The following is a 12,982-nucleotide window of genomic DNA, read 5'->3' as shown; positions in this document are numbered from 1 at the left end:
CTACAGGAAATGATGGTTTTTTCTTGCGAGGGTAGCCTTCTTCCCTCTTCCCTCTTTCTTCTTCCTTCTTCCTTCTTCCTTCTTCCTTACCTTTGCTATACAAGACCGATGCTACCGGACATGATATCACTCGGCGATCTAACTCAAGAACAAATAGACGCAGGAGTACCACCAGGAGAGATTACTTTAACCTTTGACTCTGGTATTAGTAATGGTGTGGGAGCGGACTTTGTGGATATAAGGAGCGATCGCTCCCTTTTTCATCAAACCTGTATGGAATTTATGGGACATCTAGGCACTTACAGCGGTTTTCATTTGGGTAAACCACAGTAGGAACTTTCCATGGAACGTCCCTACAAAGTTTTGTTTGTGAAGATGTGGTTCATCAATTTGAAAAGCGCTGTATACTTAAAGACCACCTTAATAAAACATTTGTTGTTGATTTTTTCAGCCACTGAATAAAACTGAATTTTCCTGAATAAAATAGTACTACATTTGGCGTATATCTACGCCAAAATACTGAGTAATAAATACCTGTAAAAAATTAAATTAACATCTACTCTAAATAGCTACTTTCCAGTCCTAGACTGAATTATCGCTGCATCAACCTCTCGGAAAAATTGAAATTTGCCAGACAAATTTTCCCCTCTAAAAGTTCAGGAAAATTCAGGTTGAAAATTCCTGAACTTTCCTGAACTTTCCTGTATTGTCTTTTCCAAAAATTCAGTCAATAATAGTTTCAACAAAGGAAAGAGAAGAACCTCTTCCTACAGAAACAAATTAAACACAAAGGAGAAAAGAACAATGACAATATCATGGAATGTCGAGGAAAGAATCCAAACAGGTAATGACAACGCCAACCATATCGAAGGACAGACAAGCAGTGAGACCTTTTTTATTTTTGCCCCTGGGGCTTCGCATACATCTAGGTGGCATCACGAAGATATTATCTGGGGTAACGGAGATGCGGACACATTAGTTGGACGTGGTGAGAACGATTCTCTTTATGGGGGAACTGGTAACGATGTACTCTATGGTGGAGATGAAAGCACATCTCCAGATAGTGATGATGGATATTCTTTCAGGACTGGACAGTTCACTAACGCGAGCAGAGATGCTGGAAAAGATTTTCTTGCAGGAGGAAATGGTCACGATACCCTCTACGGTGGAGCCGGAAGTGATAGTCTCTATGGTGAAAATGGTATGGATCTGATGTATGGTGGAAATGGTACGGATCTGATGTATGGTGGAAGTAGCCATGATATTATGTTAGGCCAGGATGGTAATGATACTCTCTATGGACAAGATGGTGCAGATTTACTCTACAGTGGTGAACTCGGTGATGGAGCTAGTGATGTTCTAGACGGTGGTAACGGTGCAGATACCTTTTTCCTTGGTGAAGCTGCCGATACTACTGGCGGCGGTCTTAACGTAGACTGGGCGAACCTCGGTTTGAGTATGGCAGGGGATGTCACTGACTTAGCATTCACAGCTTTTGCTCCCCAATTTAAGATTGCTAAAGAAATTGTTCCCATGATATTTGATGGTATCAAGGGAATAATGAATGGTCAGACATCGACACTAGATCGACCAGATAGTGATGCTTCTGCTACTATTGCTGACTTCAACTTCCGAGAAGATGTCGTCATTATCCCTGTCAACCAAGATGTATATATCTCAGATGATACCAATGGAGACAATGCTCTTTCTTTCAAATATAACAACTCAAGCAGCACTCAGATTTTTGCCGATCTTGAGTTTGAGGATGCGGGGACTGTTTTTGGTGATAGTTCCACTACATATGACAATAACGCTGAAGATGCTATACAACGTTCCCTGATAGACAGCGCGATCTACATTGATTCAAATGGTGCAACTCTAGGTTCCGAAGGTGGCACTGCCTTGAATATCGACTCTAGCGATTTAGAAAACCTGGGAAGTAATAAATTTCTGGTTTTGGGTGCCTATTCGGGATGGAATCTACAGGGTGGCAACAATGCTGACTACTTCTATGGAACTAACCACGATGATGTTATTGCTGGATACCAATTGGATGATTTAGGAGGAACATCAAGTTCACCAGGAAATGCTGGTAATGATGAATTCAGGGGCTTTAATGGTAACGATATCTTCTATGGTGGTGCTGGTAACAACTATATAGATGGAGGTAATGACTCAGATACGGCATCATATTTTGATTCTACAGGTGCTATTAATGTTGATCTATCAAGCGTTACTAATGGTTATGCTAGTGCGAGTAATGGGTTTGGTGGCACAGACAAATTGTACAATATTGAGAATATTGTTGGTAGCGATAATGCTGACAATATTGAAGGTGACAATAATGATAACATCTTATCAACTGGAATAGGCAACTATTCGGTAGATGAAAACGGTAATGATGTTCAGCTCAACACTCCGTTAGTAACAATGGGTAGCGATACTCTAACAGGAAATGGTGGTGACGATACCTTTGTTCTCTCTGGTGGAAATCACACTATTACAGACTACACCGTAGATTTCGTCAATGATGAAGTTGATAAAATTCAGGTTGATATTAAAGAGTATTTTGAACCTTCTGGTAATCAAGAAATCAGCTTTGATTACACTCTCTCTGGTAGCGATCTGACTCTTTCTTTTTCCGGCGAGCAAGTTGCTACTTTGAACAATATCTCTAGTTCTGATGTAGTAACTGTCCTCAAAAATATTGAATTAATTGGTAAAGAGGACTTTACTGGCGCAAACCGTGTCGTCGATGTTCTCATCGGCAGTGAGAGCAATGACAGTCTCAAGGCATTCGGATATGAAGATTATGTTTCTGCTGGTGAAGGTAATGATACTCTGACAGGAAATGGTGGCGAAGATGTGATGCTAGGAGGAGACGGAAGCGATCGACTTGAAGGCATGAACCAGGATGACATATTAATTGGCGGGTATGGAAACGATACCTTTGTCTTCAACAAAAACACTTCTACTGGTGGAATTGACAGAATCCTCGACTTTAGTGATGCTGAAGGAGATGTGATTGAGATAGATAAAAGTGTGTATGGTATCAGTAGCGTCAATGATGTGAGTTTTGATTCCTCAACAAATGAATTATCGGTTGATGGTTCTGTGATTGCAGTTCTAGAAAATCAGTTTGGCTTTAATGTTTTCTCTAGTCTTTCTCTAGTAGATTAGGTAAAAAAACTACACCAGGACTTACAGCGCTTTTCAAATTACAGCGCTTTTCAGATTGATGAACCACATATTCACAAGCAAAACCTAGTAGGGACGTTCCATGGAACGTCCCTACTGTGGTCTACTGAAATGAAAACCGCTGTAATAAACCACATCGTCATAACAAAAACCCTGTAGGGGGGATTTCCTGCGGAATGCTGCGCAAACGTGAATCGCCCCTACAGTGGTCTACCCAAATGAAAACCGCTGTATATCAAATCCGCTGGCTTCAGAATTCTTACCAAAATAATTGGGTTTAGAGCAAGGACTTTTAAGGCGAAATGTTTTTGGAGCGGGGCATAAATCTCCGTTACAAAAACAACTTCTGACTGTCTTGAGTGTGTCTTACATTCTGAGGTTCCCTCAGAATTACACACTCGCTTCTGACTTCTGACTTCTGACTTCGTTAACCTAACCTAGCAATTGAACAATCCGATCGAATTGATAGTTATCTGCAAAAGTTTGCAGTTGGGTAGCTAGTACAGCCTTTTCTGGCGGAATATCTTTAATTAACTGCATCACTTTTTTACCCCGGAGTTGACTTGAAGCTTGATGTAGTTCAGCTAACCATTCAGAAGACATATCCTTTAAAATAACTGGTAAATCTTCTGAATTAACTTGCTCTTGCTCTTGACAACAAATAGTCTTTTCCAGTTTCTGACCATTACCCTCCGCTAATTCTTGATAAATCAACTCCACTCCTAAATATTCCTTCATCTTCTGCCAAATAACCTCTTCTTTAAAAGGTTTCATCAGATAATCATCAAAACCCGATGCTAGAACTAACTCTCGCTCTCCAAACACACTAGCAGTCAAAGCAATAATCTTTGTGGTTACAGCAGATGGCTCTAACTGTGATTCCCACTCTCTAATCTTTTTGGTCGCTTCATATCCATCCATCTCAGGCATATGCAAATCCATCCAAATCAAATCGGGATGCCATACTTTCCATATATCTGTAGCTTCTCGTCCATTGCTAGCTTCTTGAATCGAAAATCCCTTGGAACCAAGTAAATCTAACATTAATAAACGATTGTCAGGCTGATCGTCCACCACTAAAATACGATACTCTCGTTGTTCCAGCGCTAAACCAATCACTTTCCCTCTCTCTGCTGTCTCAGGAAAATATTGATTTTTACTCACACGAATGGGAATCGATAATTGAAAACAAGTCCCTACACCTACAGTGCTTGTTGTGGTAATCTCTCCTCCCATCAAATTAATAAACTTCTGAGTAATGGCTAGCCCTAATCCAGTGCCCTTTTTAATTTGATGCCCCGCTGTAGTTTGTTCAAAGGGCACAAATAACTTATGGAGTTCTTCTGCAGCAATACCAGGACCTGTATCTTCTACCTCTAATTGAAGAAGTTGATCTTGGTTATTTTCTGAAACTTTCTCCACCTTAGCCCTTAAAATTACCCCTCCTTTGTCTGTAAATTTCACCCCATTACCAATTAAATTAATTAAGACTTGTCGGAGTTTTCCCTCATCTGCAGATATATACTGGGGTAAATCGGAATCTGGATCTAATACAAATTGAATTCCTTTTTTTTGAACTTTGAGACAAAACATATTTTGCAGATCTTGAAGAACAGCATGGAGGTCAAAATCTGTTTCTTGCAGGGTGGTTTGACCTGCTTCAATTTTGGACATTTCCAAAATATTGTTAATTAAGGATAATAAATGTTCCCCACTGCGGTTAATAATTCTCAAACGTTCCTGTTGTTCTGGTTTGAAAGAGGTCTCTTGGCAGAGAATTTGAGTAAAGCCAATCACACTATTGAGGGGAGTGCGTAGTTCATGACTCATATTAGCTAGAAATTCACTTTTCGCTTTGTTTGCTGTTTCTGCATTTTCCTTTGCTATTTGGAGTTTGACTTGAGTTACTTTTAGCTGCTCTAGAATTTCCCGTAATTCTAGGTTGCTTTTTTCTAGGTCTTTCTTAGCTTTAACCCAATCAGTAATATCAGTAATAAAACCCTCAATAAATTGTACTTCTCCCTTTTGATTAAAAATTCCTCGTCCTTGTTCCCACATCCATTTTTCTGTTCCTTGCTGAGAGATTAAGCGATAAGTTGCTCGAAATGGTCTTTTTTCGGCGATCGCTTGTTGTACCTGTTGCCAGAGTCTATCTCGCTCTTCGGGATGAATTAATTGAGCATATAGAGAACTCTTTATTAAATCTTTAGGTAAATAACCAGTCAAATTATAGCATCCTTGACTGACAAAAATCATAGTCCAGTTGGAGTCATTGAGGCAACGATAGGCCATCCCAGGTAGATTACTCATCAGAGTAGTCAAAGTTCTTTGGCTTTCGATTAGAGAAACTGTCCGTCGTGCTACTTCTTTCTCTAATTCTTGATTAGCTTTTTCCAGGGCTTTTTCTGCTTGCTTTCGAGGACTAATATCATGTACCATGACCAATACTTCGTCTTTCCCCAAAACCATAATCCGTACCTCTTCATACCGGATTTGACCATTAAATATAATTTGATGCTCGTAGACTTGCAGTTTACCTGTTGCTAGGGCTTGCTGAATATAGTGCATTTGCCTTTCTGCTAAATCAAGTGGTAATGATTCCTTAACAGTTTTTCCTTCTTTAAATGCTTTTACCCCATAAACACCTGATGGCTCACTGCTACCAATGATATTTATATAACTCCCATCACTTCTAGCGTGAATCATCAAATCGGGAATGGTGTTGACAATTGCACGATTGGTCATCTCACTCTGACGCAAGGCATCAAATGATTCCTCAAGTTGCCTTGACATTTTATTAAAAGACTGTACCAGGATGTTAGTTTCAATAAATAAACTGGGTTCTATCTGCTGCTTGAGATTGCCTTGAGCTAGTCCATCTGAAGCTTGGGATATAATTCTCAAGGGAGCGGTAATCCAATCGGCAGTCAAGGAACACGCGATCGTAGCCAGACCAATTGCCAGAAAACAAAGTAGAACAGTCTGACGATTATTAGCGTAGATTTGTTCCATAAAATCTGCTTCTGGTACAACGATCGCCACTAACCAATTCAAACCTTTGTCATCGCGAAACGGTAAAACTTGTAGAAAGTAATTTTTATTCTCAATCTCAAAACGAATTTGCTGAGAACTTGTGATTTCCAAGAAATCACTAAATTTTCCTAATAAGTATTGACTGGTTGCTCGTGTAATTGAATTGCTACTGTCTGTAGCTTTAATTCTTTCTATGGAAGTATCTGTCTGAAGGAAAGGAATTTCCCCTGTTGACGTCGCTACCAACAGTCCATTTGATTCAATAATAAAACTCTGTCCAGTTTTACCAATTTTGAGACTTTGGAGAAAATCTCCAATTTCAGAAAGGTGCATCAGGATATAGAGAACTCCTTTTAAATCACCTTGTTTGCTATAGACGGGATGTACTGCACTCATTGCCAATACAGACTGTGTTAAACGGGGAAAAATTCCACTCCATACTGGTTTGCCCGCCTTGACTGCATCTTGATACCAAGGGCGCTGATCTATGTTAAATGGTGTAACTTTGATTAAAGTTGTTGGTTCCCCTGACTGATCGACAGCGTATGTTTCCATTTTCCCATCTGTTGTTGCATTTAATACTCTGACTACACCTGTGACATTTTCAACAGAGCTAACTGCAACAATTTCCCCTTGAGCATTGCCAATTCCAATATCAGTGACTGACTTAAAGATATGTAGCTGCTGCCAAAAATAACGTCTTAATTCAGTTAAATCTCGTACATTTATATGACCGCGAGCAATTGCGGCTTGATTATTCTGATGGATTAAGTGAGGGATACTTAAAAAAGTTTGTAACTGTTGGTCAATACGATTACCAATTTCTGTACATAATTGTAACGCCAAGGAATTCACAGTCTTTTGTCCGTTACGAAACGAGAGCCATCCGGCCAACCCAACCGCTGCAACAATCTGTATGACAAACGATACTACAAGGGTAGTGCGAATGCTCAATTTGGGGATTGGGGTAGTTTTTTTACAGTTCATTTTATAGAAAATTGAGCCAAAGTTTCTCCTTCTTGGAGTCATTTCAGTTATCAGTTATTAGTTATCAGTTAACAGTACCTCAAATCTGAAATAGGAGGTTTGAAATACTGAATTTAATTTTTTTTGATCCTCTTAAAAAGGGCAGGAAGACCCTATTTTTTTATTCAGAGTTACTTTACTTGTATAGATCAATTTAGGTTAAGTTTAAGTTAAGTTTAGGTTAAGTATGAAATACACCTAAGGGCATCCTCAAAAATGACCTTAAAAAAAAATCAGGACTTTCACTAAAACTAACTAAAAAGATACTTTTGATGAGAAAGTGTTATTAATAACAGCAAGAATTTAGGAATGCTAGGATACTAAATTTATAGTATTTTAAATACTAAGTTGATATTTACTTTAAAAGGGTTTTACTACCATGAGCAATTTTGAAGAACTTTTAGCATTAGCCGAAGAATTAACACAAGAAAAAATGGGTAATAGTTTTAGTGATTTACAGCGTACTGTATTACTGACTACTTTACAAGGAAATAGAATGACTTACGATCAAATTGCAGAAGAATGTGGTTATTCTCCTAAATATTTGAAGCAAGACATTGCACCTAAACTTTGGCAACTTCTTTCTGAAGTTTTGGGCAAAAAAATTACTAAGTCTAATATTAAAGCTATACTAGAAAAAAAACTAGAGACAAAAATACCTGATCAGCCACAAGTGCCTGAATCGTCTTTGTCTATGTCTTTTTCACCTGTTTCCTTGTCGCCAGTTCCCTCGTCTCCAGTTGACTTGTCCCCAGTTCTCTCAGTTTCTGAGAAGGGTAATATTCTATTGGTGGATGATCAGCCAGAAAATCTCAAACTGTTGTCTGATTTACTGGAAGAACAAGGATATGAAGTACAACAAGCAATTAATGGTGTAATTGCATTACAAGCGATTACCGTAGGATGTCCTGATGTGGTATTGTTAGATATTCATATGCCACAGCTAGACGGCTATATTGTCTGTCAAAAACTTAAAGAAAATCCTAAAACCAAAGATATTCCAGTGATTTTTGTTAGCGCTCTTGATGAAGCCTGGGATAAAGTTAAAGCTTTTTCTGTAGGTGGTAGTGACTACATTACCAAGCCTTTTAAAACAGTTGAGGTATTAGCTAGAGTTGAAAATCAATTAAAAGTTAGACATCTGCAACTACAAGTTAAATGTTTGCAAGAAGAGTTAGAAAAGAAAAACTACCAGTTACAACAAGCTCTACAAAAGTTACAAAGCACTGACTATCAAGGTTTTTCACCCCCCTTAAACTCATTGTTGAATAATGCTTGATATCTTCTTTTCGCTTTTTTCTTGTTCTCTTCTTTGATTTCTAGGCGGGTCTCTTCGCCATATCCAATCGACCAAGAGAAGAAAAAAATCCTTTTAGCCAATCCTTCTATTACAGAAGAGGTATAGCAATGTGCGCTGGGATATTTACAAATTACAAGAACTGTCCAATAGCTAAAAGCCTTATATTATCGGTTTTTTATTCCCCCTGTTGCCTGTTGCCTCTCTTGGTGCGCATTCCCTTGCGACTGGCGTCGTCGCGGGGTCGCACCGCTGTTGCCTGTTGCCTGCACACAGCGCTATAATATCAAATCCGGTTAAACAGCCATAGAATGGTTAAGTTAGGAGTCCTCAGGAGTCAACCCACCCCTAACGCCTCCCAACCCACCCCTCACCCCTCCCAGGAGGGGAGGGGAAGTCAGGAGTCAGGAGGAGAAAGAATTACAAAGATAAACGTAGTTATGGCGATTGAAGATTTTTTTTATGTCCAATTAAACGGATTTGAGGTAATTATTAATTATTCATTATTAATTATTAATTATTGACAAACAGCCTCTAAAGAGACTGTTGATATTTCACCAAAAGTTCAGAGATATAATCATAACCATCCACCCCAATAACTGGCAAAATTTCTGACCGTTTCCGATTTAAAATTTCATTAAAATCTTCTCCCAATTGCCCCTTCAAAACAACCATCAACCCAGCAGTTTTTCGCCATTCATTAGCACCAATTTGCTCTAACAAATACATACCCAAACTACCAGCAAAAATAGCTTGCTCCAAATTTTGTAAACTATAGTAAGCTTGAGCAAGATAAGCCAAATTCAAACCTTGCAAATACAAATCCCCAGAATATTGAGCAGCTTGCCAACCACCCGCCAAATATAACAGTGCATCTTCGGGTTTTTCTAACACCATAAATGCAATTCCCAAACTACTAAAACAAAGAGACTTACTCTGACCATCTCCCAAACTTTCCGATAACTTTAAACCCTGTTGTAGATAATTAATCGCATTTTCATAAATCTCAGTCTCCATCATTTCTTGTTGTCTAGCTTGGAAAACTTCACTAAAACCTAAATTAGCCAAAGCATTAGCTTCCCCTTTTTTATCCCCTATTTGTCGAGAAAACATCAACGCCCTTTGACTATAATTAATTGCCTCACTATAATCCTGCATCGCTACACAGGTCCGACTCAAATGATTAAGATTAGCAATTTCACAGAATTTATCCTCCGTTTCTTGGGCAATTTCTAAAGCTTTTTTATGAAATTCCATTGCCTTTAAATTTTCCCCCAAAGTTTGCTGAGAATAACCCAATAAAGTTAAAATTCTTGCCTTAGCTTGAGTACCTTTAACTATTTGCAAAGGAGCATCTAAATAACTCAAAGCATTCTGTAAATATTCTCCAGAAAAAGAAGCAAAAATCCCACCATAGAGCGGAAAATATTCCTGTTGAGAAAAGGCACGAAAAATTTGCAATGCCACCTGAAAACAAGAATTAGTTAAACGAGGTCTAGCTTGAAAACCATTAGCTAACTGACACCAAATAGTAGCAAAAGTTAAAAAAGTAGAAATAGATAATTTTGCCCCTACTTTAGCATCATAAATTAACTTATCAAACCATTCTACTAATCCTCTTTGTAAACATTGTAAAATTAATACCAATTCAACTAAATTACTAGCTTCAATACTCGCCTTACTCGCAAATTCTACAATCGACTTTTCCAAAGCAATAGTATTGAATAAACCTTCTGGAAAAGAACTATTTACCTGTTTTGCCCATAATATCCACGGTCCTCGTTGTTCGGGAGTACCACCAAATCCTAATTGACCCCTACTTTGGTCATAAATCCAACTTACCAAATAAGGTTGCAGTCGTTGCCAAGCATCTAAACCTTTAGTAATACCAGTCGCAAACTGTTGCAAGTCTTTTTCTAAATCAGGGTCAGCAGTTTGGAGTTTTTGTCCGTCTAAATTTTGGGCCAGTTTTTGTAGTTGATTGAGAGTTAGAGGTTGTTTTTGGTTAGGGTCAATAGCATTGAATAAAGTAGTCAGGCGATCGCTAGACTCAGCATTAATAATTTCTTGTACAGACGAAGCGATCGCTTCTTGAGTCTGATTTAGTTTTTCCCACCGCTCCCATTCTCCCTGAATAGTTTTTAATGCTCGCAAACGACGATTAGCTTTTGCTTGTTTTAACTCATCAGTTTCTGTATCTACTTGGTTTTGGACAGTTTGCAGACGTTCATCAAAACAACGTTCAAAAATTTCGCCCGTACCACTACTAATTTCTTTTACCAGCATTTGATATACTTGTTCCTTAGAACGAATTTGACCTTTGAGAGTAATTTCCAAAATGTGGTCAATTAAATTGAGATAGCGTTCCTGCCAAGAAATAGATTCTGTCATTTTAAAATCGTTTTAATTACTTATCTTTTCGTTTATAAGTTTCATTCCTACCCACTTCACCTATAGTTTCTACAAGCTTGTTGGGGTTTGACTCCATCCACTTTTCCTTTCCTTAATTTCTTCGGTTCTTCCTTCTTTTTTCTTCCTTCTTCCTTCTTAAATACAATCACAATACCGATTAAGTTAATTTATACATTTACCACTACAAACATTTTTTCAAACATTTCATTAATCAGATCTTCCATATCATCTCTATTTACAGAATTAGGACCTCTAACAAACTCTTTTAGTGTAATTTTCCGGTCTTTAAAATCTTTAACAAAATTATGCAATACTTGCAAAGAATTTAGATCAACTTCTGCTTCTGCAACCAAATTTTCCATCAAATTTTCTCCTTTTCGCTTTGCTTTGCGATACTGTTTTACCATATTTCCTTGAGGAGTCTTTTTCACTTCTCGTAACTCTGATTTAACTTGTTCATATTGTTGAGATAATAGTTCAATTTCTTTCTCTAATTGTTCGCATTCTTTTTCACTATCATTTTGGGAAAACTTAACTTTTTCTTGATTTTTATCTCTTTCAATCTCTAGTAACCGAGCTAGATCACCACTTTGATAAGCAATATTAATTTCTTTCATGATTTCAGTATAGAAAACACGAGTTTCATTATCCCTAGCTTTATCTGGGTGAAATTTATCGGCTAATTTTAAGAATATTTTTCTCAGGTCTCTACTAGGACGTGGTTGACAAATATCTTCATTTTCATCGTAATGATGATTTTCTCCAAAAAAATCTTTCTCCGTTGTCTGTTCATAATCATCTCTATCTTCATCTTGAAAATTTGTCGATGATGACCGAGAAAAATATTCTGGGCGAGGAGAAATTTTACCTGTCAATTGTAAGATTCGATAAATATCTATAACTTCTTGCTTTTGACGTTTTCCTAAAAGTTTATTACTTAAAATTTTATCAAATAGCCCATGAATTTTTTGATCTAGACTATTAATTTTGTCATACAATGGTCTACTTTTTTGACGCACTTCTTGAGTGAGTGTTTGCATTTGTTGAGTCAGGTTAGACAACTCAGTTTTTTTACGTTTGATTTTGCTCAGAAGTTTTTTATGCTTTTCGTTGAGAAAATCAATCCTAGCGTGAATGGAAGAGAAGGATAAAGCATTTTCTTGAGGTAGAGAATTAGAAGTTGCTGTTTTTTTAGTTTTTCTTGGCATAGATAGTAAGTATAATAATAAAAACTTTGGTAATTTAATCTTTTACAGTCTATCGTAATTTACTCAATGTGTCATCTGAGTAAGAATATATAGCGCTACGCGCAACTCAAAAGTCAAAAGTTAAAAGTTAAAAGTAATATCTGACTGAGTTTGAGCATTTATAAATGTCCTAACCTATTTACGTAGTGCTATAGTATCTCTAATTGATTCAAAAAGCTAAGATGGAAATTGTTTCTTACCAAATTACTCAAAATCATTAACACAAAAAAAACAGGGGATAACATCCCCTGTTGCCAACAGAATTTACCAACAATATGCTTTTTATTTATATTAGTCTTTAACAGAAACTTTTACCATTTGCGCTGCTGTGATTTTTTCTGTCTTTACTTCAACTACTAAAGTATTAACTATTTCTCCAATTTCAGCTAAAGTTGCTTTACCATTTTCATAAAGTCTGGTCCCGCTTTTAATAATTGTCTTAGCAATAGACTTTTGTACTGGATTCACCCTCGAGTTTACTGATACCGAACTCAAATTAAATATTAAAGCTAATACATTAATCTGCTTAACTGTTTTCAGTAGACTTGACATAATTGATTTCCTTTTTTTTACTTAAGGTTACGAGTATTTCAAGTTTTTCTCGGTAGAATTTTGCTATTTATTGTGGAGGTTTTGTTGTAGAGTTAGAGTTAGCTTTATTTACTAAATTTGTTAGATTATCTACAGCTTTCATTTTTATCTTTAACTGTAGCCCAATCTCATAAGTCATTCTCCTAAATTAAATTTCTCTAATTTGAAACCGCTGATC

General features: G+C 37.2%; 8 protein-coding genes. 4 read left to right on the top strand and 4 right to left on the bottom strand.

The window, feature by feature from the left end:
- Window positions 1-120 precede the first annotated feature (120 nt).
- On the top strand, window positions 121-333 hold the full coding sequence (locus F6K13_RS03625; RefSeq protein WP_124155738.1) for a hypothetical protein: 213 nt from the start codon (window positions 121-123) through the stop codon (window positions 331-333).
- 471 nt (window positions 334-804) lie between these two features.
- Complete coding sequence (locus F6K13_RS03620) at window positions 805-3,180, top strand: calcium-binding protein (RefSeq protein ID WP_124155737.1); 2,376 nt, start codon at window positions 805-807, stop codon at window positions 3,178-3,180.
- Between the two features lie 450 nt (window positions 3,181-3,630).
- Here F6K13_RS03620 and F6K13_RS03615 read toward each other — a convergent pair whose 3' ends face one another.
- Window positions 3,631-7,260 (bottom strand): ATP-binding protein, encoded by a 3,630-nt coding sequence (locus F6K13_RS03615; protein WP_287286830.1) that lies wholly within the window; start codon window positions 7,258-7,260, stop codon window positions 3,631-3,633.
- Between the two features lie 376 nt (window positions 7,261-7,636).
- On the opposite strand from F6K13_RS03615, the gene F6K13_RS03610 reads away from it, so the two are divergent.
- Complete coding sequence (locus tag F6K13_RS03610) at window positions 7,637-8,536, top strand: response regulator (RefSeq protein ID WP_287286828.1); 900 nt, start codon at window positions 7,637-7,639, stop codon at window positions 8,534-8,536.
- Between the two features lie 329 nt (window positions 8,537-8,865).
- Complete coding sequence (locus tag F6K13_RS03605) at window positions 8,866-9,078, top strand: hypothetical protein (protein ID WP_287239104.1); 213 nt, start codon at window positions 8,866-8,868, stop codon at window positions 9,076-9,078.
- Window positions 9,079-9,088: 10 nt separating this feature from the next.
- Here the strand turns inward: F6K13_RS03605 and F6K13_RS03600 are convergent, their stop codons facing one another.
- From F6K13_RS03600 to F6K13_RS03590, 3 genes are all read right to left on the bottom strand, one after another.
- Window positions 9,089-10,945 carry a tetratricopeptide repeat protein gene (locus F6K13_RS03600; RefSeq protein ID WP_124144735.1) on the bottom strand — a complete coding sequence of 619 codons (1,857 nt, stop codon included), beginning with the start codon at window positions 10,943-10,945 and terminating at the stop codon, window positions 9,089-9,091.
- 188 nt (window positions 10,946-11,133) lie between these two features.
- The gene (locus tag F6K13_RS03595; protein ID WP_124144736.1) at window positions 11,134-12,174 is read right to left on the bottom strand and encodes a J domain-containing protein; all 1,041 of its coding nucleotides are present in this window, start codon (window positions 12,172-12,174) and stop codon (window positions 11,134-11,136) included.
- A 330-nt stretch (window positions 12,175-12,504) separates the two neighbouring features.
- Complete coding sequence (locus F6K13_RS03590; RefSeq protein WP_124144737.1) at window positions 12,505-12,765, bottom strand: DUF5132 domain-containing protein; 261 nt, start codon at window positions 12,763-12,765, stop codon at window positions 12,505-12,507.
- Window positions 12,766-12,982: the final 217 nt, after the last annotated feature.

The sequence above is a fragment of the Okeania sp. SIO2B9 genome (genome assembly GCF_010672505.1).
Classification (GTDB): domain Bacteria; phylum Cyanobacteriota; class Cyanobacteriia; order Cyanobacteriales; family Microcoleaceae; genus Okeania; species Okeania hirsuta.
The sequence above is the reverse complement of the archived record's forward strand: the minus strand, read 5'-3'. Positions and strand labels throughout refer to the sequence as shown.